We start from the raw sequence: 25622 nt of genomic DNA, 5'->3' as shown, positions 1-25622 counted from the left end.
TTCCTTAATAAAGATTTATTGAATGAATAAAAAATAAGCTCCCTGGAAAAAGAAGGTCGGCTAAAGAAAAGGAACTTCTTTTTGTGTACACTTCGTTTGTTCCTGCCTAAAAAAAGAAGAGGAAGCACAAAGCGCTCCCTCCCCTGCTTCCATTATTCTTCAGAAAGCGACATTAAGTACTCTGCAATCGCTTCTCCTTCTTCCGCATTAGCAATACCGCCTGGCATATCTCCAGTACCATTTTGCGCAATATCTGCTATTTCTTCTGCGGAATAGTTCTCACCTGCATTATTAATTGCAGGGTAATCGCCCTGTCCTTCAAGGTTATCTCCGTGACAGGAAATACAGTTTTCATTAACTAATTCTTCTCCGTATTCTACCGGATCTTGTTCTTCTCCCTCTCCATTCTCGTCACCCGCTTGCTGGTTTACTCCGACAAGGGATAACCCAAGCATCAATAATAAACCAGCAACTGCTGTTAAAAAGAATGGAATCAGCGGTTTATTTTTCACGCTCTTTCCCCCTTCTTCCTATGTATCCTATAATGTGGCGATATGAATCCGCATTCCTATTATATTTTACTTTATTATAATTAATTAGAAAAGATAAAAAGCTGACTTTTGTAGTTTTTGTCACTTCCTGTTCAATTATACAAGTTATTCAGTGGGCAAAATAATATGTAGCTGCTAATATAAGACCTATTGCGCCTGACCATTTCAAATAAGACAACTTCCAATATAAGCCGGCTGATAACCATATGAAACAATTAATAAAAATGGTAACAGTTAAGAATAAATAATTTTCTTCTAATTTCATCACAGCCGAAGTACTTACTAAAAAAATGATTAAAGCCCCTATGGAAATCATAATGTGAAACAAAACAACATCCTTTTTATTTATGTAGAAGGCTAAAATTCCTACAAATATAAAAGATAATATGTTTATTAGCATTTGCACTTGCAGCGATAAAGACGTAAAATAAATGACAATAAATGTTAATCCTAATGCACTAAATCCTAATATCAAAGCACTTATCAACAATAAAAAACGGGGAGATTGTTTTGTTGTTTCTTTTTCTAGTCCTTCACCTTCTGAGTACAGCATTAGAAGAAAATTACAATAATGTTCTGGCAGTAAATGATTTTTTTTCCAGTACTTTATTTCTTTAATAATTATTTTCTTTCTTTCTTCCGTCATTATAAAACTCCCAAAAAGGTGCGTATTAACAAAAAAGAAACAAGTTTAAAAAGGATTGCCCCCATTTATTATTCTGGAGACAATCCCTTCTTCCTTCATGTTTTTAATCAAGAAAATCTTTTAAGCGTTTACTGCGGCTTGGGTGACGCAATTTACGCAAGGCTTTTGCTTCAATTTGACGAATTCGTTCTCTTGTAACACCGAACACTTTACCAACTTCCTCAAGTGTACGAGTTCTTCCATCATCTAGACCAAAACGAAGTCGAAGCACATTTTCTTCTCTATCTGTAAGTGTATCAAGAACGTCTTCAAGTTGTTCCTTTAATAATTCATAAGCAGCAGCATCAGAAGGGGCTAAAGCTTCCTGGTCTTCAATGAAGTCACCGAGGTGGGAGTCATCTTCTTCTCCTATAGGTGTTTCTAATGAGACTGGTTCTTGAGCTATCTTTAGAATCTCTCTTACCTTATCAGGAGTTAAATCCATTTCTTTTGATACTTCTTCTGGTGTTGGTTCACGCCCTAAGTCTTGCAGAAGCTGCCTTTGTACTCGAATCAATTTATTAATTGTTTCTACCATGTGGACTGGTATACGAATGGTACGAGCCTGGTCAGCAATGGCTCTTGTAATTGCTTGCCGAATCCACCAAGTAGCGTAGGTGCTGAACTTATAACCTTTATTATAATCAAACTTCTCCACTGCTTTAATAAGGCCCATATTTCCTTCTTGTATTAAATCCAAAAACAGCATTCCTCTGCCTACATATCTTTTGGCAATGGAAACAACTAGTCGAAGGTTTGCTTCAGCCAAACGGCGTTTCGCTTCTTCATCTCCTTCTTCAATCTGCTTTGCGTAGGTAATTTCTTCTTCTGCAGATAAAAGTGGAACTCTGCCAATTTCTTTCAAATACATGCGAACGGGATCATTAATTTTAATTCCAGGCGGAACACTTAAATCATTAAGATCTAACTCTTCTTCTTCTTTTTCAACCTGTTCCATACTTGGAACTTCTTCGCCTTCATTTAATAAATCAATACCTTGTTCTCCCAAGTATTCAAAAAACTCGTCCATTTGGTCTGAATCTTGATCGTATGGAGCAAGTTTTTCTGTTATTTCCGCGTAAGATAAAACCCCGCGTTTTTTTCCGGACTCGAGTAATTGTTCTTTGACTTGATCGATAGACATTTCACCTTCCGCCAATGGGCGTATCGGTTTCTCAGCCATTCGATCCCCTCCTTCCATTCTTCACACCACATCTTATCTGTACATAACAATCTATTCTAAACAAAGTTTGAACTCTCTGACCTTCTAAAGGAAAAGGGCACGTCATCCTTTCGCCCTCGAAGTCTGCTGTAAAATCATTTTTAGACTTACTTTAACGAGTTTATTTTTTTAAAGCTTTTTTCATGTCAACTAATTCTGTGGCTAATTGAACAGCTGACTGTATATCTTGTTTCTTTTCAGCTTCTTTCATTTTTTGCTCTATTTCTTCTATTTCTACCCATTTTGGGTAATTCTTAATCTGACGAATATAATCAACCAACTCATTTTCTGATAAGTGCTTATTCATGTCAAGCATTGCGATTTCAGAAGCTTTTTTAATTAAATCAGGATCTTGCAGTTGATTAATAAAATTTCCCGGGTCAGGCTTGTTCCCCTCTGCATAATAAGCATAAAGATAGGCAGCAATTGCAATGTGTTCTTCAACATTAAAGTCCCCGCCTATTGTTTCTTGAACTTCCATACACACTGATTTATCCTTCATCATATGGGCAAGCAGCATTCTTTCCGCATTTTGAAAAGCAGGTAAAAGCTGCTGGTTTTTATATGAATCCAGGCCCCATCGCTTGGTCCGGCTGCCATACGCAGTAGCATTTCTTTTATCATTGTAATAACGTTTCGATTCTTTATAAATGTGAAACTGTTCTTGTTTTAAAGCATCCAGCGATAAAGAAAACTCGTCAGCCAACTGCCTTAAATAAAAATCCCGTTCGACTGCTTTTGAAAGATACGTCACTTCTTTTAATACTTCTTCTATATACTGCAGTTTTTCTCCTTCATCCTGGAGGTTTTTCTTCCGTTTTAACAGCTGCATTTTAAATGCCATCAATGGAACAGCTGCCTCTATTACTTCGGATTTAAATCGTTTTGCGCCGTTAGCTTTGATATAGTCATCCGGGTCTTCCTTATCAGGTAAAAGAGCCACCTGCACAATTAGTCCTTCTTGTTCAAGAATTTCAGCGGATCTTCTGGCAGCATCTTGTCCCGCATTATCACCATCAAAGCAAATAATAATACGTTCGGTGTTTCTGCGTATAATTTTTGCTTGTCTTTCTGTCATGGAAGTCCCTAATACAGCAATTGCATTTGTAATACCTGCATTACTGGCGGCTATTACATCAGCATACCCCTCAAATAACACTGCTGTATTTGATTTTCGGATTTCCTGCCTTGCCAAATGTATACCATAAAGTGTTTCATTTTTTTTAAATATCGATGTTTCAGGGCTGTTTAAATACTTTGGTTCACCTTCTCCAAGCACTCTTCCCCCAAAACCAACAGTATGTCCTTGTATATCTTGGATCGGAAACATTATTCTATTTCGAAACCTATCTTTTAAATCCCAATTAGACTCTTGTCGAAGAAGCAATCCCGCCTCTTCCATTTCTTGAAGATTAAATTTTCTTTTTTCTAGCAAACCCTTTAAAACATTTGAATGGTCCGGAGAATAACCTAATTGAAAACGTTCCATCATCTCAGGCGAAAATCCGCGATGAAGCAAATAATCATATGCTTCTTTGCCTTGTTCGGTATTCATTAGCAAATGATGATAAAATCTAGCTGAAAGTTCATGAGCTTCTATTTTCTTATGATGTGAAGAATAGCCAGCTTGTCCTGCTTTAGAATAACCGGTTTCAGGCACGGATATTCCAGCTTTAGAGCCAAGTTTCCCTAAAGCTTCTACAAAACCAACTTTCTCCATTTCCATGACAAAAGTAATCGCATTTCCACCCGCCCCGCAGCCAAAGCAGTGATAAAGCTGACGATCGGGGGAAACGGAAAAGGAGGGTGTTTTCTCCCCATGAAAGGGACACAGTCCCATATAGTGCTTTCCTTGTTTTTTTAATTGAATGTATTCGCTGATAATTTCTACAATGTCAAGGGATTGGCGGATTTCAGCAACCGTTTCATCTGGTATATACTGTGCCATGTGCTGATCCCCCTATTTTCTTTAGTAGACAAAACCTTTAATCTCTAGTTTTTGTTAATAACTTTTCAAGTCCACAAACAAATCTTTTTCTGTCTTCATTTTTAAAGGAAGGCGTGCTTTTTGGTTTGGTTTTTCCCCTTTTCATTTGAATTCCCTCATATCTGTTCATCAATAGATAATCAATTTCTCCATTATTATAAAGGTGTCCTCTCGGTGAAATAGCATTTGCTCCTTTTTGGAGTACAACAGCAGCTAGACCATTGTCTTGAGTAATGACGACATCGTTTGAATAAATATGATTTAATATATAAATGTCTACTGCTTCTGGTTCCGCATCTAAAGTGACACTTTGGGAATAATAATTTGTTGTAGTAACATGTGCAAAAGTGAAAACAAAATACGATTCCATCTGATATGTTTTGGCTAAAGTATCTATTTCCTCTTTGACAGGGCATGCATCTGCATCCGTGAAAATAACTATAACTGATCGTTCCTTTCTCTTAATTCGACAACATTAAACAAAATCCTTCCGCTTCGATATTTTGTTTTTACAGAATTCATTCATCAATCAATTTTTTCACACAATATTTCATTATAAACTATTTTTTCATAAAAAACCATTAATATAACTTAATTTTTTTGTTTGATTCTGATGATGAATTAGGTGGAGATAGTGACGTAGTTGATAATGGATCGTAGAAAAAAGCTGCTCTTTTATCGAGCAGCTCTAACCTTTTTGAAACATATTTGATATTAAATTTGCCGTTTCTTCAACAGCCTTACTTGATACGTCAATAACAGTACATCCGATTTTTTCCATGACTTTTTCCGAGTATTCTAGTTCCTCTTTAATACGGTCTAATTTTGCATAATTCGCTTCTGCTTTTAAGCCGAGAGCTCTTAACCGCTCCGTTCTAATATCATTTAATTTTTCTGGACTAATGCGCAGGCCTATACATTTTTTAGGTGATATTTTAAATAATTCTTCCGGTGGTTCTACTTCTGGAACAAGCGGTACATTTGCTACTTTTAAACGTTTGTGTGCCAAGTATTGAGATAATGGAGTTTTTGAAGTTCTTGAGACTCCTACGAGCACTATATCTGCTCTAATAATCCCGCGTGTATCTCTTCCATCATCGTACTTGACAGCAAATTCAATTGCCTCTACTTTTCTAAAATAATCTTCATCCAATCGATAAACCAGGCCTGGTTCGTATTTTGGTTCCTGGCCTGTAACGCTCACCATTTTATTAAGCATTGGACCTATAATATCAACCGTTTCTACTCCAGCTGCTTTTGCTTTCTCTAAAAGATACTTATTTTTCTCGGGTATTACAAGAGTATAAGCAATCATAGCTTTGACCTCTTTGGCCAGGTCTATAACTTCATCAATGGTACTTTCATCTTCTACGTAAGGAATTCGGCGAATTTCCATTCCTTTCTCACCAAATTGACTAGCAGCAGCTTTCACTACTAATTCTGCGGTTTCTCCAACCGAATCCGATACCACATAAACGATTGGACGTTGGCTGTTCATGTTCGCCATCCCCTTCCTCCTCCAGGTCATTTGCTTTTATAGAAGCTGATCATGTGATAAATCTACAAGCACTTTCGTCATGTTTGTTTTTGTAACTCTTCCAATCACTTCGAGATTATTATCCGCATCTTTCTTTATTACAGGTAAGGCATCAATTTGCTTTTCAATTAATTTGTTTGCAACTTCTATAACGAGATCATCTTTTTCACACACTGTTATATTAGGCATTCTAGTCATAATGATACTAACAGGCATCGTCTCTAAGTCTTGTTTCCCAATGCTTGCACGAAGTAAATCTTTTCTTGATAAAACCCCGATAAGAGAAGCTGTTTTATTAACGACAAACAATGTTCCAACATCTTCTAAAAACATTGTGCAAATAGCATCATAGACAGAACTCGATTCATTTACAACAACAGGTATAGATTGGTAATCCTGAACAGTAAGTTTTTTTACTTTTTCCGTTAAAAGCTGTGAGCCTGTTTTACCTGTATAAAAATAACCCACCCGTGGTCTGGCGTCTAAAAATCCAGCCATCGTCAAGATAGCCAAATCTGGTCGGAGAGTGGCTCTTGTAAGAGAAAGTCTCTCAGCAATTTGCTCCCCAGTGATAGGCCCACTATCTTTTACAATACCTAATATTTCTTCTTGTCTCCCTGTAAGTTCGATTGTCATCACCGCCTTAAGACTCTCTCCTTACGATAAACGTCCTCGATGAGCATTCACTATATGTCTCCTAAAACTCAGGAGAGCTCTCTTTTTTATACTTTAGGAAAGTTTAACTTTATTAAAGGATCAAAGTATAAGTAAAACTACGTCTTCCGCCATAGGACTCGGCGGCAAGCCAAGTTTTTCTAATACTTTAGGAAAGTTTAGCTTTATTAAAGGATCAAAGTATAAGTAAAACTACGTCTTCCGCCATAGGGCTCGGCGGCAAGCCGAGTTTTTCTAATCCCCATTATATCTTACTGTCCTAATGCATGACTATCGATAACACTTATCAGGAGGAAAATACAATGTGCTGAAAGTTTGCGAAACGATGAATTTCAGAAGACAAATTGGACATTTGTGTAAGGCGATTTTCTTTTATTTCCTCATCTTCACTCATTACCATAACATGATCAAAATAATGGTGAATTACTGGTTTTATCTCTTCAAGTAAAGTAAACGCTTCTTCTACCTTTGCAGCTGCAAGTTGATTCGGGAGTTCTTGTTTTAGCTTTAAATATGCTTCATATAATTCTTTTTCTTGATTTTCTTCTAGTAAATTTACCTTAACGCTGTTGTCGTTGTTATTTTCTTTTTTAGAAATATTGGTTATCCTGCTTAGCGCTTCCACGGTATCTTTGAAGTTTTCATCTTGTAGTTTTGCCTGTAAAAATGCTGCTTTTTTTACAACTAGACTGACTGGTTCTCCTGCCTGTTCAAGTACAGCATCTGCGATATCATAACGAATACAACGCTCTGACAAAATATTTTTCAACCGTAAACCGAAAAAGGATAAAATGTCCTGTTTTACCTCTGCACCAGGTCGCTTCAATATGCCGGAGTTTTCAAGACTTTCAATCGTTTTATTAACTAAATCTTCCAAACGTACAGAGAAATCATGTTCTAGTAAAATTTGCGCAGCACCTGCTGCTTGACGTCTTAATCCGTATGGATCTTGAGAACCGGTTGGGATCATTCCAATACCAAAACAGGCGGTGATCGTATCCAGCTTTTCAGCTAAACCTAGAACGGCCCCTGTAATAGTACTTGGAGCCTCATCACCTGCATATCTTGGCTGGTAATGCTCCTTAATAGCAGCAGCTACATTTTCATTTTCGCCTGCCATTAATGCATATTTCTCTCCCATAATACCTTGAAGTTCTGAAAACTCATCTATCATTAACGTTACAAGGTCGAACTTTGAAAGAGCAGCAGCACGTTCAATATCCATACGTTTGTTTTTTTCTACTCCAAGTATTTCTCCGAAAGCAGGAGCTATTTTCTTAAGACGTCTGATCTTATCCCCAATCGTCCCTAGATCTTCTTGAAAGACAATATGATCTAATTTAGCAGCTGCTTCCTCTGGGTGCAATTTCTGATCTTCTTCATAAAAAAACTTCGCGTCTGATAAACGGGCCCTTAATACTTTTTCATTGCCTTTTTTAACATTATCTAAGTATTCACTGTTGCCGTTTCTCACAGCAATAAAGTAAGGAAGTAACTTCCCTGATTTATCTTCTACTGGAAAATAGCGCTGATGTTCACGCATCGATGTTATCAATACTTCATCAGGAATGTTAAGAAATTCCTCGTCAAATGAACCGTAAAACGCAGTTGGATATTCTACCAGATTATTCACTTCTTCTAATAAGCCATTATCAACAGGAATAGACCAATGCTCGTTTTCCGCAATTTCATCTATTTGCTGGCGAATTGCTTCTTTTCTCTTATTGGGATTTACAATGACATATTGATTAAGTAATTCTTCTTCATAATAATTGGTATCAAAGATTTCTACTTCGGTTCCTAAAAATCTGTGTCCAAATGTTTTCCTTCCGCTTTTTACATCCGTAATATGAAAAGGAATGACTTTGTCGCCAAATAATGCAACAATCCAATGTATAGGACGTACGTATTTTAAAGAATAAGAACCCCAGCGCATATTTTTAGGGAAACTTATGTTTGTAATTATAGCTTCAAGTTCTAATAAAAGCTCAGACGTGTACTTCCCTTTTATATCTTTATTAGCAAAAACGTATTCTGTCCCTTTTAACTCTTTAAAAAATAGAGCGTTTAGATCTACGTCTTGTCCTTTTGCAAAGCCAATCGCAGCCTTTGTCCATTCCCCATTATCGTCTAATGCAATTTTTTTTGAAGGTCCTTTCGCTTCCTCTGAGATATCATCCTGCTTTTCCGCCAATTCATTTATGCGCACAGCCAAACGCCGCGGTGTAGAAAACGCTTCAATAGATTGAAAAGAAATTCGGTTTTCTTTCATCCATTCTTCTAGTTTATTTTGTAATTGATTCATGGCATCCGTTACGAAACGAGCCGGCATTTCTTCGAGACCTATTTCTAATAAAAAGTTATTATTGCTCATTGGTTTCGCCCTCCTTTTTGCTGAGCATTGGAAAGCCAAGATGTTCTCTTTCCTCATAATAAGCAGATGCACACTTTCTAGCCAGATTTCTAACTCGTCCTATATACCCTGTTCTTTCTGTTACAGATATTGCTCCCCCAGCATCTAGCAAATTAAATACATGAGAACATTTTAGAACATAATCATATGCCGGAAACACAAGATTTTCAGCAATGGCTCTCTCCGCTTCCTTTTCGTACGTATTAAACTCATTAAAAAGCATGTTATGACCAGCTACTTCAAAGGTATATTTAGAATGTTCATATTCCGGCTGGCGAAAAACATCTCCATAAGTAAAGTCATCTACCCAGATTAGATCAAAAACATTTTCTTTATCTTGAATATAAGAAGCCAGCCGTTCAATTCCATATGTAATTTCAACTGCTACAGGATTAGCGTCAATCCCGCCTACTTGTTGAAAATAGGTGAATTGAGTTATTTCCATCCCATCAAGCCATACTTCCCAGCCAAGTCCCCAAGCACTTAACGTTGGAGCTTCCCAGTTATCTTCTACAAAACGTATATCATGTTCGGCCGGGTTAATACCTAATTCTTTTAAACTTTCTAAATAAAGCTCTTGAATATTAGAAGGAGATGGTTTCATAATAACCTGAAATTGATGGTGTTGATAAAGACGATTTGGATTTTCTCCATACCTTCCATCAGCAGGGCGCCTAGAAGGTTCGACGTACGCTACATTCCAAGGCTCCGGACCGATACTTCGTAAAAACGTCATCGGGTTCATTGTTCCTGCCCCTTTTTCTACATCATAAGCTTGCATAATTAAACAGTTTTGTCTGGACCAAAAGTTTTGCAAGGTCAATATCATATCTTGTACGTTCAATCAAATCCCTCCTCATTATTTAAAAAAGCAGTACGTTCATAACAGGTGAAAACCTACATTTGTTTTGTACTGACTAATTAGAAAAACTCGGCCCGCCGCCAAGTCCAAATGACGGAAGTCGTAGTTTTACTTATACTTTGTTCCTTTAACAAAGTTAAACTTTCCTCTAGTACAAAAAATCCCGTCCCTATACCAGATACGTTTATCTGGTATAGGGACGGGACAAGCCCGCGGTTCCACCCTATTTGCTTCGTATCAGATACCAAGCCGCTTTTAATTCTTAATTGCTCCGGAACGCCTTCATTGCCATATTTACCGCAGCTCCCACCATCCTGCGTTCGCTAAATAAACATAGGGCAACTACTACTTTCCATCTACGCGCACTATAATGAATGTATTAGCATCATACTTAATTCAAATCGTACTGTCAAGTTTTCTTCTAAAACCTTCTTATAACTTCCAATTCTCCATTTGTTCTAAAAAGCGTTTGGATTTTAAAATTAAGCCGGAATATTCGTCATAATAAGTGTGTAATACTTGTTTTAGCTCATCTTTTGTTTGCTTTTTTAACGATATTTCCCCAAGCCGCTCTACATCCATGTAAAAAAATGTTCTTAACAGCTGTACCGTTTTGGGCTGAATGTCGAGCCGGTAATCATCTGCTGCTTTACAAGCCTGGCATAAAAACCCCGCTTCTTTAACAGAAAAACTAAACGTCCCTTCTGTCCTATTACACCGTACACATTTATCAAGTTCCGGTTTTATACCAGCTTGAGCAGTCATTTTTGTTTCAAAAATTCTTGTCAAAATTTCTGGATCATTTTCTTCATTCATCTTCTGCAATAACTGTAAAAATAATTCAAATAAATAAGGATTCCTTTCTTTTTCATCTGTCAGCTTATCAAGCAGTTCAGACATATAAGAAGCATAAGCCGTTTTAAAAATATCACCTCGGACGATTCGAAAAGAATCTATGCTGTCTCCTTGATTCAGGGTGCTCATACCTGTCCCCTTGTAATACAAAAACATTCCATAAACAAATGGCTGCGATACAGCAGAAAACCTATTTTTTGGTTTTTTAGCTCCGCGGGCCATAACGGAAATTTTTCCAACTTCCCGTGTATATAACCTTAATATAATGTTCGTTTCTCCATAAGCTGTAGTTCGCAGAACAATTCCTTCTGCTTTTTCGAGCATGGCTTTCATTCCTTAACAGGCACCCATTTTACTCCATCTCCTCCTTCATGAAAGATAGCTGATCTTCATTTTCTTCGGAGTAGTTATTAGCCTGTTCTAATTCTTTTGTTAAAAGATAAGCGTTAATGTTTCCTGTCATAAAAAAGTATTTCCAGGAAAAATCACGGTCTTCAAACATTGTAAGCCACCCTTTCTTCTTCCAGCATAATTGCTGTTATTACATAGAATGGCTTAATAACCAAAAAGCATGACCTGTAATTTTTCCCTGTATGGATACGATAATGTAAAAGTTTAATGTACGAGCGGACCCAAGCAGAATGACCTGCTAAAAAACATCCAAATATTGGATCGTAAAATTAATACTCGTCTTCTTTATATCCATGTTCATTAAGCTGATATTGATTGTTCCTCCAGTCTTTTTGAACCTTAATCCATAGATCAAGAAATACTTTTGAACCTAAAAGTGTTTCAATATCATGGCGAGAACGCTGCCCAATTTCTTTTAGCATCCTCCCTTGTTTGCCAATGATAATTCCTTTTTGCGAAGAACGCTCGACCACAATAACAGCCGATATATATACCGCTCCATTTTCTCTTTCTTTTATTTGTTCAATCGAAATAGCAATAGAGTGCGGTATTTCTTCTGTTGTTAAATGAAGAACTTTTTCACGGACAAGCTCACTAATGACAAAACGCTCAGGATGATCCGTGATCTGGTCTTCCGGATAATATTGCGGCCCTTCTTCCATGTATTCTGTAATCTGCTTAAGCAGAGTTTCTACATTATTTCCTTTAAGAGCTGAGATAGGTATAATCTCTGCAAAATCAGCAAGCTTACGATATTGCTCAATTTTCTCAAGCAGATTGTCAGGATGAATTTGATCCACTTTATTTATAACTAAAAAAACAGGTGTGGACGTCTGTTTCAGCTTATTAATAATAAATTCTTCACCCGCACCGTACTTTTGTGCAGCATCAACAAGAAATAATATGATATCAACTTCTTGTAAAGATTGTACAGCTGTTTGTACCATGAAGTCCCCTAATTTATGTTTCGGTTTATGAATACCTGGGGTGTCAATAAAAACAATCTGAGAGTCAGAAGTTGTATACACCCCTTGAATTTTATTTCTCGTTGTTTGCGGTTTATCGCTCATTATTGCTATTTTTTCACCAATAATATGATTTAATAATGTTGATTTCCCTGCATTTGGTCTGCCTATTAACGCTGCAAAACCTGATTTAAACATTTTGTCCATCATGAAAATCCTCCGCTTGAAATGCTCCAGGTAAAAGCTCTGCTACAGTAGTTACTTGAATATCGCCTTTTAAGTTCCCCAAGATCACCTTGCCTGTAGACGGGAAAAATTCAGACAACACTTGTCTGCATGCACCGCATGGAGATACAGGTCCATCTGTATCTGCTACGACAGCTATCGTTTTCAGGTCTTGATTACCTTGACTTACGGCTTTAAAGACTGCCGTACGTTCAGCACAGTTTGTTAAACCGTAGGAAGCATTTTCAATATTGCATCCGCTGAATATTTCATTGTCTCCGTTAACTGCTGCAGCTCCAACGGGAAAGTTAGAATAAGGAACATAAGCTTGGTTTCTAGCTTCGATTGCTTCCTTAAGCAAGTCTTTTTCCGTAATCATTATTTCATTCTCCTTTTCATTACTTAGTGAACAACGACAAAACAGGTCCATAAAATATTAATATACCAATGACAACAGCAGCGATGCTAAATACAAAAACTGCAGCAGCAGAAATATCCTTAGCACGTTCTGCTAAAGGATGATATTCATTGGTCACGAGATCGACGGTTCTTTCAATAGCCGTATTAACAATTTCTAAAGCAAGTACCCCGGCAATTACAACGACTAATATGACCAAATGAAGCAAAGGAATGCGCAAAAGAAAAGCAATTACTACCACGAATACGGCAAAAGCGGTGTGTAATTGCATATTCTGTTCTTTTAACAATACATATATTAGTCCGCGAGAAGCATACTTAAAAGAACGGAAAAAACGTCCCCATCCTTTTTTACCCCTATCTTTCAAGACCATAATCACTCAAAATGGATTCTTGACGGCTAAACATTTCTTTCTCTGCTTCTGCAGTATCGTGTGTATAGCCTAGCAAATGTAATAATCCGTGAATGGCCAAAAATCCAAGCTCCCTTTCTAAACTATGTCCATAAGCTTCTGCTTGATCTTTAGCTTGCTCAAGACTAATCAGTATATCTCCAAGTAAATTAGGAACTTCTGGGTCATCAGGCATTTCTTCTTCATCATTTAATGCAAACGATATAACATCTGTAGGTTTATCGATCCCGCGGTATTGATGATTCATGGTTTGAATTGTTTTATTATCTAAGATAGTAACAGACAGTTCTGAATCTGCGGGCACTTGTTCTCGTTCACAGCCTTTTTGTAGGATATTTTGCAGTAAGTTCATATCATTATCAGTCAAAGATCCAGTTTCATCAATTAGGTCTATTATGACATTCATTATTGTCCTCCTAACCCGTGCTTCCGTTCGTTTTGCTCTGGTTAGACTGCTTGCTGGAAAATCGAGAAGGTTCCGCTTCGTCATATGCATCTAGTATTTGCTGTACAAGCGTGTGTCTAACTACATCCGTTGGCTGAAGGTACACCAATCCAATGGTTTGAATAGATTTTAAAATTTGAACAGCTGTTTTTAATCCAGACTGCTGGCCTTTTGGTAAATCAATTTGCGTAAGATCGCCATTCACTACCATTTTTGATCCAAATCCAAGACGGGTTAAAAACATTTTTATCTGTTCCTTTGTTGTATTTTGTGCTTCATCTAAAATAACGAAGGCATCTTCAAGTGTGCGGCCTCGCATATAAGCCAGCGGCGCGATTTCAATAGTTCCCCGCTCCATCAATCTGGCCGTATGTTCCACTCCGAAAATGTCATGAAGGGCATCATATAAAGGTCTTAAATAAGGGTCAACCTTTTCTTTTAGATCACCTGGCAAAAAGCCGAGACTTTCTCCTGCTTCCACGGCAGGACGAGTAAGAACAATTCTTTTTACTTTTCCATCCTTTAAAGCATTAACTGCCATAATTACAGCTAAATACGTTTTACCTGTCCCGGCTGGTCCAATTCCAAAGATGAGATCTTTATTCCGAATCGTATCAATATATTCTTTTTGTCCAAGCGTTTTTACCACAATTGCTTTCCCTTTAGTATTAACTGCAATTGTTTCTTGGTACAAATCTTCAAGTTGATCAAGCTTATCTTCCTGCGCTAATTGGATCGCATAAATAATGTCTCGTTCAGAGAGCTTCATTCCGTTTCTTAACATTCGAACAAGAGCACCTAGTACTTCTTTTATTAAATTTGCAGTATCATCCGAACCTGAAACGATCAATGATTCGCCTCTAGTAATAATGGAGACATCCAATTTTTCTTCCATACGCTTTAAATGTATATCATTAGGTCCAAACAACATTTGTATTTCGTTTGTATCTTTTACTTGGAGTGAAATAACTTGCTTTTCTGTCAATCTTCTCATTCTCCTTGGATGATCGGTGCTTCCGATGTAATATCTTCTAAAACTTGGTAGTGCATAACTAATTTTACTTTACCATTCTGAGACTCCTCGTGCAAAATTTTCCCCTCTTTAATAACAGCTTCTCCACCTAGCCGGCTTTTTATTTTGTTTTCAGCTGCATACTTTGCTTGTCGAAGTGTTTCCTTACTAGAAGAAGATTGATTAACTATATTACTTTCTTGAAAGGTCGTTACATTCCAATTAATTGGGAATTCTTTTCCCCACAATTCTAAATCGTATTTTCTCTCGCTTTTTTTATAAACTTCAAACGCTGATTCAGCAGAAAACCCCCAAACTGGAAGTTCATATCCAAACATTTTTAAGAAGTATTTTTTTTCCGATTTACCTGTAAGTGTATCTGCTTGAGGTTTCATAGGAATTTCAACCGATACTTTGTACCATGTTTCACCTAATACCTCTCCTTCAGCTGCTACAGTTCTAGCGTGTTTATCTTTACCAATAAAACCAGATATTAGAATTTGCCCTTCATGAACAAGCTCATTTCTCTTTACTAAGACCTGTCCTTTTTCAGCATAAATTGTATTTATAACCGCGGTTTTTTTAGCAATAACATGTCGGGGTGCTGGAGGTGTTTCTTTTTCTGGAAGTGATTGTTCCACCACTTCAAAATGGTAGGTTGTCCCTCTTTTCTCCACTCCAATCCATGTCGTACCTTCTGTTTTTTCAAGAATCTCTTTTTGAATTTCTTCAGGAGAAGGTAAAAAAAACGCAAATGTTCCCGTCGTTATTCCCATTTCTTGAAGGTTTTTCTGTATGTTATGTTCTAAAACAGGCTGCGCTCCTTCAATTTCAATTTTCCAAATCATTTGTGATAACAATATTAGCAATATTATAAACATTAGCATTCCGGCTATGAAACCTGCTCTCTTTTTCATAAGAGTGGTGTATTTTTCAATTAAAGAAACTTTTAATACCTCAACCTCGCAGTCACTCTCTTCTGCAATTCTTTCTAAATACGAAAGCTCAGATGATGGAATAAAACATTCCATGCTTTCTCCCTCAGCACGTGTAATGTTTTTAATAATAACTCCTTCTCTTAAACACTGATTCACTACAGCTTCAGTATAATTACCAGTTAATTTGACGTATATATCAGAAGGTCCATGTCGCCTATTCATGCGCTCCTCCCGTTTCTCTTCCATTTAAATAACGAACTTCATCAATCGTTCCTTCTAATAATAATTCGTTTGGAAGAATGGTTTTTATTACAAAATCTTTCCCTTTTATGGATAGCTCACCATATGAAAGTTTCAACCGCACAAGTTCTTTAGAAAAGTGTAGAACTCCACGGTGATTTTCTACATGCAAATGAAGCTGTCCTATCATCGTCAGACGAGGCACGTCCAAGAGTACATCTTCTGGCAGGTTCATTTTACCGGTTACCCATTGTTTAGCGGATTGTTTCCAGCGCTCGAACATCCACATGCCCCCCTCTAATTCTATTCATATGACAGAGGCATTTTATGTATCACCATTTAGAAGAACTTGGCTTCTGCTAAATATTTATACAAAAAGCTGTGTTCCCGTTAAATAGTTGTACAGTTGTCATCAATATTAAAAATTCGGGTTGTATGTAAAAGAAACTGCCTAACAAAAGGTCATCGGCAGTATTCGCACCCCAGTATGTTGAATGCCTTCTTTATACTATTTATAAATCTTATACTTTGAAATAAAAAAGCTGAGTCAAGACGACTCAGCTTTTTTTATAATATTTTCGGTGAAAATTATTCACATGAGGCCGGCGGGCTTTCGGCTCACTTAAAATTTCAGACCAAATGATCCCGTTGATTGCTTCTTTCCGTGAAATAGTAGCGAACCGAGAACGAGAAATATTACCTGATTGTTGGGCTATTGGCACATCGCCAATCCCCTCTTCAAACACCGGAGAAGCTTCTATATTTTTCATTTTTTCTTCCGCTGTCTCTCTTTTTTTTCTAAGTTCTTCTATTCTCTCCTTATATTGTTCATGTTTTTTGCTTATTTCTTGGTTTTCTGGTTTGACTAATTCTGCTTCTGCCTCCGGTACTGGTTTTGTTGGACGTCTTTGTCCGGGAACGTCATTTGGATCACTTTCCTGTTGAAAAATGGTTTTCCAATCTATTTCTTTTCTGTTGGTGTCTTCCTGCTTTGTTTTCTTATTTGCTTCTTCTTGCTGCTTGTTTCGATTGAAAACAGAAATAAGCCCGCCAATTAAAAGAGCAATGAAAAGAAAATTATTCATTAATAATTCAAAAATGGCTTCCAAGGGTGCACCCCCTAAATGTACAAGCTGTTATTATGTGTTTTTAGTTGGTCCAGGGTTATCATACCCGTCTTCATTACTTTTTGTTTCTTTACCGATGGATTCTCTCATATCTGTGTCAGCACTAACGTTTTGGATATTCATATAATCCATGACACCAAGGTTCCCTGATTTAAGAGCCTTAGCCATCGCCATTGGAACTTCAGCTTCGGCTTCTACTACTTTCGCACGCATTTCTTCTACTTTCGCGCGCATTTCTTGCTCATGAGCCACAGCCATCGCACGGCGTTCTTCCGCTTTAGCCTGGGCAATTTTCTTATCTGCTTCAGCTTGATCTGTTTGAAGCCCTGCACCGATGTTTTTGCCAATGTCGATATCAGCAATATCTATAGATAAAATTTCAAAGGCTGTACCTGAATCAAGTCCTTTTTTAAGGACAGTTTGTGAAATCATATCCGGATTTTCTAACACAGCTTTGTGATCGGTAGAAGAACCTATCGTTGAAACGATACCTTCCCCAACCCTTGCAATAACTGTATCTTCTCCAGCACCCCCAACAAGGCGGTCAATATTAGCACGAACGGTGATCCGGGCTTTTGCTTTAACTTCAATTCCGTCCATTGCAACACCTGCTATAAAAGGTGTTTCAATAACTTTTGGATTTACGCTCATCTGTACTGCTTCCAGCACGTCTCGTCCTGCTAAATCAATCGCTGCACAACGCTCGAATGTAAGCTCGATGTTAGCTCTTTGAGCGGCTATAAGTGCATTAACTACCCGGTCTACATTACCACCTGCAAGGTAATGACCTTCAAGTTTGTTTAACTCTATATCCAAGCCGGCTTTCTCAGCCTTTATCAACGGGTTTACAACCCTTGCTGGAATAACTCTTCTAAGCCTCATTCCCACCAATTGAAAAATACCAATCTTCACTCCGGCGGCAAGTGCGGAGATCCACAACATAACCGGAACAAATGTAAATAATACGGCAAGGGCAATTAGTACCAATGCCAATACAATAATTAAAGTTAAGTCAAATGACATGTCCAATTCTATTCCTCCTCTATTATGACTAAAGATTTCTAACAATAATTCTTGACCCTTGTACTGCTACGATTTTCACATTCTCACCTTGTTCAATATATCCTCCTTCCGTTACAACGTCAAGCCTCTCCTCCCCCACTATAATAGAACCAGAAGGACGTAGAGGAGTTAATGATTTCCCTGTTTTTCCCACTAGCTCGTTGCGGCTGACGTTGGAAATATACCCTTCGTTTGTATTGACTGATTCTTCAAGAACCAACCGTTTCATTGGTCCTCTTTTTCCGAATACACTAAAAAGAATAGCAGCTGCAGCTATAGATACGACGGCAGCAATTAAAATTGATAATACGATATTCAAGGTAGAAAAAGAAGCTAATATCATGCTGCCAATCATCGCTCCTATACCTAAAAACCCAAATATCCCAAACCCTGGAACAAAAAGCTCTATTATCATCAGTACTAATCCCGCAATAAAGAGTACAATAGATTCCATTCCAGCAAATCCGGCAATAGCATGACCGAAGAAAAATAAAAACAAAGAACTGGCCCCCATGATTCCTGGAATTCCAAACCCTGGAGAGTACAATTCAAGAATTAAACCCAAGCTTCCTACACTTAATAAAATTGGAATGATGATTGGGTTTGTAACAAAACGCGCAATATGTTCTGCAATAGAAACATCTGCTTCTTGAACCTCTGCACCTTCTAAATCTAAAGCCGAAAGCAACTCTTCTCTGTCCTCTACTATATGTTCTGCGTAACCTACTTCTTCTGCTTCTGATGCAGTTAAAGACAAGAGACTTCCTTCTCCGGCACGATATTCCTCAAGATCAACAGAGGGGTCTGCCATAGCAATGGCGTATTCTGGATCTCTCCCATTTAACTCGGCAGCACCTTTCATATTTTTAATCCAGGCTGATTGAGCTTTATCACTGGCTGCGTTACCAGACCCATCTATAACCTGAGCTGCCCCCATTTCTGTGCTAGGAGCCATAGCTATCTCGTCAGCATTTAAAGCGATAAAAGCTCCAGCCGACATAGCCTCATCTGTTACAAAAGCGGTTGTAGGAACAGGCGCATTTCTGATGATTGCTGCAATATTTCCAGCTGCATCAACAGCTCCCCCAGGAGTATCAATTTCAAAAATAATGTGATCGGCTCCTGCTTCTTCTGCTTCATTCACTGAACGTTCAAGAAAAGCTTCTAAGCCTCGTTCCACTGTTTGTTCTACTGGGAGGACATACACTATATCATTCGAAGAAGTTTGAGAATAACCAGGCTCAGAACTTGAAAAGAAAACAATGAAAAACAACAGGAAGACTATTATTTTATTATGGTTAAACATTCACTTCCCTCGTTTCCTACTCAATTAATCCTATATGTATGAAAGCAAAAATAATTATGAAAGGCAGCTAAATAAAAGATCTACTACAATTTACGGGCTGGTTAACAAATGGTTTCAAAAAAGATTGAGATTATATATATTATACCACTTTTAAGTTATTCTCTTCCATGATGCAGCATTCAGCGAATGTAAAAAGAGCACCCCCGCTCAGGAGATGCTCCTTCATTAAGATAAATGCTTTTGTACAAGTTGATTCACTTGTGATCCATCTGCTTTACCTTTTACTTTAGGCATGACAACAGACATCACTTTTCCCATATCGCTTTTTGAAGATGCCCCAGTGTCTTGTATTACTCGCTTTACAATATCTTCAATTTCTTTCTCTGTGAGCTGCTCTGGCAAATACTTAGAGAGAATAATCAATTCTTCCTCAGTTTCTTTTGCCAAGTCCTCTCTGCCTGCTTTCTTAAACTCATGGAGGGAATCTTTCCGTTGTTTTTGTTCACGATTCAGCACATTGATCGCTTCTTCTTCATTCAAAGTTCTTCCAACTTTAATGGATTCATTTTGAAGGGAAGATTTAACTCCGCGAATAACAGAAAGCCGTTTCTTTTCTTTAGCCTTTAGAGCACTTTTCATATCTTCATTTAAACGATCCATGAGTTCCAGTGTTAAGCATCCTCTCTTAGAACTTTCGTTTTCTTGCCGCTTCTGATTTCTTCTTACGTTTCACACTCGGCTTTTCATAATGCTTTCTTTTACGAACTTCTGCCATAGTTCCTTCTTTAGAAAGCGAGCGCTTAAAACGGCGAAGAGCGGCATCAATATTCTCGTTCTTGCGAACCCGGGTCTCAGCCATATGATTCCCTCCCTCCGAACAACCAATACAGCCAATAGTCTATCAAAATATGAGAAATGCCTGTACACCAAAATGGCTCATGACAATTCTCTTCAACAATAGCTAAGCTATTATTTAACAGAAATATATTGACCATTTTATCAAATTATAAAACAAAACAACAAAAAAAGCAATAAACCTTTGCTCTATATTACTAATAACAGTAGTATTATTAGTAATAATTACCTAACTAGAGCAAATAATAATTAATAGCCGGCTGATCCTTCTTCTCCAGATACAATAGCAGCTCCAGAGCTAGTTCCAATTCGATCTGCGCCTGCTTCTACCATCGCCAGTGCAGTCTCTTTATCACGAACGCCGCCGCTTGCTTTTACTTTTGCTTGTTCACCAACGGTTTTTTTCATTAACTTAACGTCTTCTATCGTAGCACCGCCACCTGCAAAACCAGTAGAAGTTTTTACAAAATCTGCTCCTGCTTCTACTGCTAAACGACATGCAGTTTCTTTTTCTTCCTTTGTCAGCAATATGGTTTCGATAATCACTTTTACGATTGCTTTTTCCCTTGCAGCTTCTACAACTGCTTCTATATCAGCTTTAACAAAACTCTCATCTCCACTTTTTAACGCACCAATGTTAAGTACCATATCTATTTCTGAAGCTCCATTAGCAATCGCACTTTTTGTTTCAAACGCTTTTACTTCCGGCATGGTTGCTCCCAAAGGAAAACCGATGACCGTACATACCTTTACCTTTGTGTCCTTTAAAATTTGAAAAGCTGCAGGGACCATAGATGGATTAATACAAACAGAAGCAAAATCGTACTCTTTTGCTTCTTTTGCAAGTGTTATGACTTGGTCTGCAGTAGATTCAGGTTTTAACAACGTATGATCAATTAAACGGGCTAAAGACTTCATTAGCTATTTAATCCTTTCTGTACGTGATATTTATGCTAATATCATTTCTTCATGGTCATCTGCTACTCGCACAAATTCACCATTATTATAAGGATATCCAGGCTTTTTTATTTTCACTTTAACAATTTTTCCAATCATGTCTTCATTTCCAGTGAATCTTACTTTCATATAGTTAGAAGTGTAGCCAGTTAAAAGTCCCGATTCTTTGTCTTGTTCTTCGGGTATCACTTCAAGGACACTGCCTTCGTACGAGGAAGCATATTGTTTAGCTAATTGATTAGAAAGCTCTATTAAGTAGTGTACTCTTCGATTTTTCTCATCATCTTCTACTTGATTGTCCATACGTGCTGCTGGTGTCCCTGTTCTTTTAGAATAAGGAAATACATGTAACTCTGAAAACTTATTTTCTGCAATAAATTGGTAAGTTTCCTTAAATTCTTCATCACTTTCTCCAGGAAAACCGACAATAACATCAGAAGTTACAGCAAGTCCTGGAAGTGCTTTTTTCAACTTCTCTAATCTTTCAGCAAAAAATTCCGTTGTATATTTTCTTCTCATACGCTTTAATACAGAATTGGAACCTGATTGGAGCGGAATGTGCAGATGATTGACAATTTTTTTAGACTGTCCAATAACTTCTATTACTTCATCTGTAATTTGACTAGCTTCAATAGAAGAAATACGAATGCGCTTTAGGCCACCTAATTCTTCTAGCTCTTTTAGCAAATCAGACAGGCTGTAATTTTTCATATCTTCACCATAACCGCCCGTATGAATACCAGTTAAAACGATTTCTTTGTAACCAGCATTTACCAGTTGCTTGGCTTGTGAAAGAACATCTTCAGGTTTTCTTGAACGGAGCAGCCCTCTTGCCCATGGGATAATGCAAAATGTGCAAAAGTTGTTGCAGCCTTCTTGAATTTTCAAAGAAGCTCTTGTTCTATCTGTGAAATGAGGAACATCTAATTCTTCATATACTCTGGTTTTCATAATGTTTTTAACGCCGTTTATAGGTTCTCGTTCTTTTTGAAATTGTTCAATATATCCAATCATTTTCGAACGGTCTTGTGTACCGACAACAATGTCTACTCCAGGTATATCCATAATTTCTGATGGAGAAGTTTGCGCATAACAGCCAGTTACACAAACAACAGCATCCGGGTTTTTTCTAACAGCTCTGCGAATGACTTGCCGGCTTTTTTTATCTCCTGTGTTTGTGACAGTACATGTATTAATTACGTAAACATCTGCCCGTTTTTCAAATTCAGTCTTTTCATACCCTTCATTCTTAAAAAGCTGCCATATTGCTTCCGTTTCATAATGATTGACTTTACAGCCAAGAGTATGGAAGGCGACAGTTGCCATAACATTCACCTCAGTAATTCATATTGATAGGATAAAGCAGCCAATAAGTACAACGAAGCGGATTCACTTCGTAAAACTCTCGGCCCCAAACTAATATTTCGAAAACATTCTTTTCTATATGCTGATGCCTCTTCCTCACTCACTCCTCCTTCAGGGCCAATTATTGCCAATAGTGAAGCAGGTGATAAGTTCAGCACTTCTGAAAGGTCACTATGAAGCTTTTTCTTCGCGTTTTCTTCATACAAAAACACATTGGCATCATGATTCTGCTTCTCTTTTAACATTTCTTTCCAGGAAGAAAAAAATGTAATCGAAGGAATAATCCTTCTTCCTGATTGTTCTGCAGCTTCTTTTGCTATTTTTTGAAGCCGTTCTAGCTTTTTATTAATTTTTTTCCCATCCCATTTTACCACAGATCGATCTGCAGAAAAGAGATAGAAAGCAGAAGCCCCAAACTCAGTACCTTTTTGAATAACTAGATCTAGTTTATCTCCTTTAATTAATCCTTGAGCTATTGTTACATGGAGGGGCAGCTCATTGTTCTCATGTATTTCTTGGATAATATCGGCTTTCACAAAATCTTGATTGATATCATTAATTTTGGATACAACTTGCCTGCCTTGATTATCTAGGCAAACTATTTTGTCCCCTGGTGCCATTCTCATTACTTTTGAAATATGCTTAACATCTTCTCCTGTCACAACCACATGAGAAACTGTCATATTTTCAGGTTTAACAAAATACCTTTGCATAGGAAGCCACTCCAGCTGCTATTAATTTTTTTGTGCTACAAAAGCAACCCAATCTTCCATTTCTATTGTTTCCTTTATTACAAAACCATGTTCCATCAATGCTGCTTTTACTTCTTCTTTTTTACTAAAAATAATTCCAGATGTAATAAAATATCCACCGGCACGCAGTAAGCGATATGACTCTTCAATCATTCGAAGAATAATATCGGCCAGTATATTTGCAACAATGATATCTGCGTACTCTTCCCTGTGGTCCAGCAGATTATTCTGTTTCACTTCAATAATATGTTCTGTATTATTAAAGGAAGCATTAAGGCGGGCACTTTCAACTGCCGTTTCATCTAAATCGAGAGCCTGGACTTCTTTTGCCCCAAACTTAGCAGCAGCTATAGAAAGTATTCCTGAACCTGTACCTACATCAATAACAGATTCCCCATCCTTTATTATACGCTCTAGTGCTTGTAAACAAAGAACAGTTGATGGGTGTGTCCCCGTACCAAACGCCATACCTGGGTCCAATTCGATGACGTGTTCATCGGTGGAAACAGGCTGATAATTTTCCCAACTCGGAGCTATCGTTAAAGACTGAGTTACCTTTACTGGCTTATAATACTTTTTCCATGCTTCTGCCCAATCTTCTTCATGTACTTCTGATAAGGTAACTTGATTTTTTCCAAGGTCAATATTATGAAGAAGTAAATCGTTAATAGACTGCTTCACTTCTTCGGCTGTTTCTTTGGCAAAACTATTAACTGGAAAGTATGCCTTTACTAACACTCCTTCTTCTGGATAATCCTCCGCGGAAAGTTCATAAATTTCATCCTCTGTTCCGTCCCATTCTTTTTCAAGGTCATTCGAGTCTTCTATAACAACTCCGCTTGCCCCTGACTCATGTAAAATGTTAGATATAGGCTCAACTGCCTCTTGTGTCGTATGAACACCAAATTCAATCCACTTCACTATTCCCACCTGCTCCATTAAGAAAAGCGCGAGTGTTCCAGTCAGCCGAACAAAGTCCCCTTTAAAAACTGCTTCTTTACTAATTATTAAGTTCTTAAAGGGGGTTTTTTCATAAAAGTTTGAATAGCTGTTCATGAAATTTCTGTTTTAAAAGCACGTCTTCATACTTAATACATTCGGAGACTGGGCGCTAAAGCTAGAACAATGCGCCGTTCTGTAATATTAAAAGTTATTCTCCCCTGAACGCTCGTTTCACTTTTTCAAAAAAGTTATGGCTCTGTTCATCTACCTGTTCATCACCGCTCTGCTCAGAAAATTCACGGATAAGCTCTTTTTGTTTTTCATTAAGTTTTTTAGGTGTTATCACTCGAACTTTAACATGCTGGTCTCCATGTCCTCGACCATGTACATTAGGAATTCCCTTTCCGCGAAGACGGAAACTTGTACCAGTTTGAGTGCCTGCCGGGATTTTCAATTTTACTTTACTGCGGAGGGTCGGCACTTCAATCTCATCACCTAAAGCTGCTTGTGCAAACGTCAGCGGCATCTCACAATATACATCGTCTCCATCTCGATCAAAAAATTCATGAGGCTGCACATTAAATACGACGTATAGATCACCGTGAGGTCCACCGTTTGCTCCAGGTTCCCCTTGGCCAGCAACTCTTATCTGCTGACCATGGTCTACACCAGCCGGAACTTTTATGCTGATTTTTTTATTTTTACGAATTTTTCCATTCCCGCCACAGGTAGTACATTTTTCTTTAACCATTTTTCCTGTTCCTTGGCAGCGGTCGCAAACTCGTCTGTTCACTACGCGGCCAAACGGTGTATTTTGTTCAATATTCAATTGTCCTGCACCGCCACATTTAGTACATGTCTCAGGTTGAGTACCAGGCTTAGCACCGCTTCCGCTGCATGTGCTGCACGTTTCTTCTCTAGGAATTTCAATTTCTGTATCTTTCCCAAAGGCAGCTTCTTTAAAAGTTAATGTCATGGTATATTGTAAATCAGATCCTTGCCGTGGTGCATTTGGATCTCTTCGGCCGCCTCCAAAAAACATATCAAAAATATCACCAAAGCCACCAAAGTCTCCAGCACCTCCAGCACCTCCAAATCCTTGATTTGGATCAGCATGGCCAAATCTGTCATAATTAGCTTTCTTTTGAGGGTCACTAAGCGTATCATATGCTTCTTTTACTTCTTTAAATTTTTCTTCTGCATTTTCTTCTTTATTTACATCAGGATGATATTTTCGAGCAAGTTTCCTGTATGCTTTTTTTATTTCATCAACCGAAGCATTTTCGTCCAGACCAAGCACTTCATAATAGTCACGTTTACTCATGTTTCTTCACTCCCGTTCCCTAGTCCATAACCATAATCATATCATTATCTTTAAAAGTTATTCAACTCCATTAGAAAAG

The 25622-nt window shown here is 37.7% G+C and carries 28 protein-coding genes; all 28 read right to left on the bottom strand.

Annotated elements, in window-relative coordinates; all coding sequences use genetic code 11:
* Window positions 1–152: 152 nt before the first annotated feature.
* On the bottom strand, window positions 153–512 hold the full coding sequence (locus CEF16_RS01825; protein ID WP_091587168.1) for a c-type cytochrome: 360 nt from the start codon (window positions 510–512) through the stop codon (window positions 153–155).
* 148 nt (window positions 513–660) lie between these two features.
* Window positions 661–1197, bottom strand: coding sequence for a hypothetical protein (locus CEF16_RS01820; RefSeq protein WP_091587167.1), 537 nt, complete (start codon window positions 1195–1197; stop codon window positions 661–663).
* 103 nt (window positions 1198–1300) lie between these two features.
* The gene (gene rpoD, locus CEF16_RS01815) at window positions 1301–2419 is read right to left on the bottom strand and encodes an RNA polymerase sigma factor RpoD (RefSeq protein WP_091587166.1); all 1119 of its coding nucleotides are present in this window, start codon (window positions 2417–2419) and stop codon (window positions 1301–1303) included.
* A gap of 160 nt (window positions 2420–2579) precedes the next feature.
* Window positions 2580–4406, bottom strand: coding sequence for a DNA primase (dnaG, locus tag CEF16_RS01810; protein WP_091587165.1), 1827 nt, complete (start codon window positions 4404–4406; stop codon window positions 2580–2582).
* 37 nt (window positions 4407–4443) lie between these two features.
* The gene (locus CEF16_RS01805) at window positions 4444–4842 is read right to left on the bottom strand and encodes a DUF188 domain-containing protein (protein WP_281259204.1); all 399 of its coding nucleotides are present in this window, start codon (window positions 4840–4842) and stop codon (window positions 4444–4446) included.
* 291 nt (window positions 4843–5133) lie between these two features.
* The gene (locus CEF16_RS01800; protein ID WP_425428013.1) at window positions 5134–5943 is read right to left on the bottom strand and encodes a pyruvate, water dikinase regulatory protein; all 810 of its coding nucleotides are present in this window, start codon (window positions 5941–5943) and stop codon (window positions 5134–5136) included.
* 36 nt (window positions 5944–5979) lie between these two features.
* Complete coding sequence (ccpN, locus tag CEF16_RS01795; protein ID WP_091587162.1) at window positions 5980–6618, bottom strand: transcriptional regulator CcpN; 639 nt, start codon at window positions 6616–6618, stop codon at window positions 5980–5982.
* A gap of 325 nt (window positions 6619–6943) precedes the next feature.
* Window positions 6944–9031 (bottom strand): glycine--tRNA ligase subunit beta, encoded by a 2088-nt coding sequence (gene glyS / locus CEF16_RS01790; RefSeq protein WP_091587161.1) that lies wholly within the window; start codon window positions 9029–9031, stop codon window positions 6944–6946.
* Window positions 9021–9914 (bottom strand): glycine--tRNA ligase subunit alpha, encoded by an 894-nt coding sequence (gene glyQ / locus CEF16_RS01785; RefSeq protein WP_091587160.1) that lies wholly within the window; start codon window positions 9912–9914, stop codon window positions 9021–9023. Before glyQ ends, glyS begins: the two co-directional genes overlap by 11 nt.
* A 450-nt stretch (window positions 9915–10364) precedes the next feature.
* Window positions 10365–11111, bottom strand: a complete 747-nt coding sequence (gene recO / locus CEF16_RS01780) for a DNA repair protein RecO (RefSeq protein ID WP_091587224.1) — start codon at window positions 11109–11111, stop codon at window positions 10365–10367.
* Window positions 11112–11139: 28 nt separating this feature from the next.
* Window positions 11140–11289, bottom strand: a complete 150-nt coding sequence (locus CEF16_RS01775) for a YqzL family protein (protein WP_091587159.1) — start codon at window positions 11287–11289, stop codon at window positions 11140–11142.
* A gap of 178 nt (window positions 11290–11467) precedes the next feature.
* Window positions 11468–12373 carry a GTPase Era gene (era, locus tag CEF16_RS01770; RefSeq protein WP_091587158.1) on the bottom strand — a complete coding sequence of 302 codons (906 nt, stop codon included), beginning with the start codon at window positions 12371–12373 and terminating at the stop codon, window positions 11468–11470.
* Entirely contained in the window at window positions 12354–12764 is a 411-nt protein-coding gene (locus tag CEF16_RS01765; protein WP_245917959.1) for a cytidine deaminase, read from the bottom strand. Before CEF16_RS01765 ends, era begins: the two co-directional genes overlap by 20 nt.
* Before the next feature lie 22 nt (window positions 12765–12786).
* Window positions 12787–13179 (bottom strand): diacylglycerol kinase family protein, encoded by a 393-nt coding sequence (locus CEF16_RS01760; protein ID WP_091587223.1) that lies wholly within the window; start codon window positions 13177–13179, stop codon window positions 12787–12789.
* The gene (gene ybeY, locus CEF16_RS01755; RefSeq protein ID WP_091587156.1) at window positions 13163–13624 is read right to left on the bottom strand and encodes an rRNA maturation RNase YbeY; all 462 of its coding nucleotides are present in this window, start codon (window positions 13622–13624) and stop codon (window positions 13163–13165) included. The genes CEF16_RS01760 and ybeY overlap by 17 nt, the downstream gene beginning before the upstream one ends.
* A 10-nt stretch (window positions 13625–13634) precedes the next feature.
* Complete coding sequence (locus CEF16_RS01750; protein ID WP_091587155.1) at window positions 13635–14648, bottom strand: PhoH family protein; 1014 nt, start codon at window positions 14646–14648, stop codon at window positions 13635–13637.
* Between the two features lie 5 nt (window positions 14649–14653).
* On the bottom strand, window positions 14654–15835 hold the full coding sequence (gene yqfD, locus CEF16_RS01745; protein WP_170031492.1) for a sporulation protein YqfD: 1182 nt from the start codon (window positions 15833–15835) through the stop codon (window positions 14654–14656).
* Window positions 15828–16136 (bottom strand): sporulation protein YqfC, encoded by a 309-nt coding sequence (gene yqfC / locus CEF16_RS01740; protein ID WP_091587153.1) that lies wholly within the window; start codon window positions 16134–16136, stop codon window positions 15828–15830. Before yqfC ends, yqfD begins: the two co-directional genes overlap by 8 nt.
* 274 nt (window positions 16137–16410) lie before the next feature.
* Window positions 16411–16962: a hypothetical protein gene (locus tag CEF16_RS01735; RefSeq protein WP_091587152.1), complete on the bottom strand. Its 552-nt coding sequence runs from the start codon at window positions 16960–16962 to the stop codon at window positions 16411–16413.
* 30 nt (window positions 16963–16992) lie between these two features.
* Window positions 16993–18003 carry a flotillin-like protein FloA gene (gene floA / locus CEF16_RS01730; protein ID WP_091587222.1) on the bottom strand — a complete coding sequence of 337 codons (1011 nt, stop codon included), beginning with the start codon at window positions 18001–18003 and terminating at the stop codon, window positions 16993–16995.
* A gap of 28 nt (window positions 18004–18031) precedes the next feature.
* Window positions 18032–19348, bottom strand: coding sequence for an NfeD family protein (locus CEF16_RS01725; RefSeq protein WP_091587151.1), 1317 nt, complete (start codon window positions 19346–19348; stop codon window positions 18032–18034).
* Between the two features lie 225 nt (window positions 19349–19573).
* The gene (locus CEF16_RS01720) at window positions 19574–20017 is read right to left on the bottom strand and encodes a GatB/YqeY domain-containing protein (RefSeq protein ID WP_091587150.1); all 444 of its coding nucleotides are present in this window, start codon (window positions 20015–20017) and stop codon (window positions 19574–19576) included.
* Window positions 20018–20033: 16 nt separating this feature from the next.
* Window positions 20034–20207 carry a 30S ribosomal protein S21 gene (gene rpsU, locus CEF16_RS01715; RefSeq protein ID WP_091587149.1) on the bottom strand — a complete coding sequence of 58 codons (174 nt, stop codon included), beginning with the start codon at window positions 20205–20207 and terminating at the stop codon, window positions 20034–20036.
* Window positions 20208–20452: 245 nt separating this feature from the next.
* Window positions 20453–21121, bottom strand: a complete 669-nt coding sequence (gene deoC, locus CEF16_RS01710) for a deoxyribose-phosphate aldolase (RefSeq protein ID WP_091587148.1) — start codon at window positions 21119–21121, stop codon at window positions 20453–20455.
* A 30-nt stretch (window positions 21122–21151) separates the two neighbouring features.
* The gene (mtaB, locus tag CEF16_RS01705) at window positions 21152–22486 is read right to left on the bottom strand and encodes a tRNA (N(6)-L-threonylcarbamoyladenosine(37)-C(2))-methylthiotransferase MtaB (protein WP_091587147.1); all 1335 of its coding nucleotides are present in this window, start codon (window positions 22484–22486) and stop codon (window positions 21152–21154) included.
* A 5-nt stretch (window positions 22487–22491) separates the two neighbouring features.
* Window positions 22492–23238: a 16S rRNA (uracil(1498)-N(3))-methyltransferase gene (locus tag CEF16_RS01700; RefSeq protein WP_091587146.1), complete on the bottom strand. Its 747-nt coding sequence runs from the start codon at window positions 23236–23238 to the stop codon at window positions 22492–22494.
* Window positions 23239–23259: 21 nt separating this feature from the next.
* Window positions 23260–24198 (bottom strand): 50S ribosomal protein L11 methyltransferase, encoded by a 939-nt coding sequence (gene prmA, locus CEF16_RS01695; RefSeq protein ID WP_091587221.1) that lies wholly within the window; start codon window positions 24196–24198, stop codon window positions 23260–23262.
* Between the two features lie 229 nt (window positions 24199–24427).
* On the bottom strand, window positions 24428–25543 hold the full coding sequence (dnaJ, locus tag CEF16_RS01690; protein ID WP_091587145.1) for a molecular chaperone DnaJ: 1116 nt from the start codon (window positions 25541–25543) through the stop codon (window positions 24428–24430).
* Window positions 25544–25622: the final 79 nt, after the last annotated feature.

Source organism: Alteribacillus bidgolensis (genome assembly GCF_002886255.1).
Classification (GTDB): domain Bacteria; phylum Bacillota; class Bacilli; order Bacillales; family Marinococcaceae; genus Alteribacillus; species Alteribacillus bidgolensis.
The sequence above is the reverse complement of the archived record's forward strand: the minus strand, read 5'-3'. Positions and strand labels throughout refer to the sequence as shown.

Excerpts from the sequence above, each read along its gene's own strand:
- CEF16_RS01725 (WP_091587151.1), bottom strand. The coding sequence starts at position 19,348 with ATGTTTAACCATAATAAAATAATAGTCTTCCTGTTGTTTTTCATTGTT.
- era (WP_091587158.1), bottom strand. The coding sequence starts at position 12,373 with ATGATGGACAAAATGTTTAAATCAGGTTTTGCAGCGTTAATAGGCAGA.
- CEF16_RS01700 (WP_091587146.1), bottom strand. The coding sequence starts at position 23,238 with ATGCAAAGGTATTTTGTTAAACCTGAAAATATGACAGTTTCTCATGTG.
- rpsU (WP_091587149.1), bottom strand. The coding sequence starts at position 20,207 with ATGGCTGAGACCCGGGTTCGCAAGAACGAGAATATTGATGCCGCTCTT.
- deoC (WP_091587148.1), bottom strand. The coding sequence starts at position 21,121 with ATGAAGTCTTTAGCCCGTTTAATTGATCATACGTTGTTAAAACCTGAA.
- yqfD (WP_170031492.1), bottom strand. The coding sequence starts at position 15,835 with ATGAATAGGCGACATGGACCTTCTGATATATACGTCAAATTAACTGGT.
- dnaJ (WP_091587145.1), bottom strand. The coding sequence starts at position 25,543 with ATGAGTAAACGTGACTATTATGAAGTGCTTGGTCTGGACGAAAATGCT.
- glyS (WP_091587161.1), bottom strand. The coding sequence starts at position 9,031 with ATGAGCAATAATAACTTTTTATTAGAAATAGGTCTCGAAGAAATGCCG.
- ccpN (WP_091587162.1), bottom strand. The coding sequence starts at position 6,618 with ATGACAATCGAACTTACAGGGAGACAAGAAGAAATATTAGGTATTGTA.
- mtaB (WP_091587147.1), bottom strand. The coding sequence starts at position 22,486 with ATGGCAACTGTCGCCTTCCATACTCTTGGCTGTAAAGTCAATCATTAT.
- rpoD (WP_091587166.1), bottom strand. The coding sequence starts at position 2,419 with ATGGCTGAGAAACCGATACGCCCATTGGCGGAAGGTGAAATGTCTATC.
- CEF16_RS01800 (WP_425428013.1), bottom strand. The coding sequence starts at position 5,943 with ATGAACAGCCAACGTCCAATCGTTTATGTGGTATCGGATTCGGTTGGA.
- CEF16_RS01760 (WP_091587223.1), bottom strand. The coding sequence starts at position 13,179 with ATGGTCTTGAAAGATAGGGGTAAAAAAGGATGGGGACGTTTTTTCCGT.
- CEF16_RS01775 (WP_091587159.1), bottom strand. The coding sequence starts at position 11,289 with ATGTTTGAAGACCGTGATTTTTCCTGGAAATACTTTTTTATGACAGGA.
- recO (WP_091587224.1), bottom strand. The coding sequence starts at position 11,111 with ATGCTCGAAAAAGCAGAAGGAATTGTTCTGCGAACTACAGCTTATGGA.
- CEF16_RS01820 (WP_091587167.1), bottom strand. The coding sequence starts at position 1,197 with ATGACGGAAGAAAGAAAGAAAATAATTATTAAAGAAATAAAGTACTGG.
- dnaG (WP_091587165.1), bottom strand. The coding sequence starts at position 4,406 with ATGGCACAGTATATACCAGATGAAACGGTTGCTGAAATCCGCCAATCC.
- yqfC (WP_091587153.1), bottom strand. The coding sequence starts at position 16,136 with ATGTTCGAGCGCTGGAAACAATCCGCTAAACAATGGGTAACCGGTAAA.
- ybeY (WP_091587156.1), bottom strand. The coding sequence starts at position 13,624 with ATGAATGTCATAATAGACCTAATTGATGAAACTGGATCTTTGACTGAT.
- floA (WP_091587222.1), bottom strand. The coding sequence starts at position 18,003 with ATGTCATTTGACTTAACTTTAATTATTGTATTGGCATTGGTACTAATT.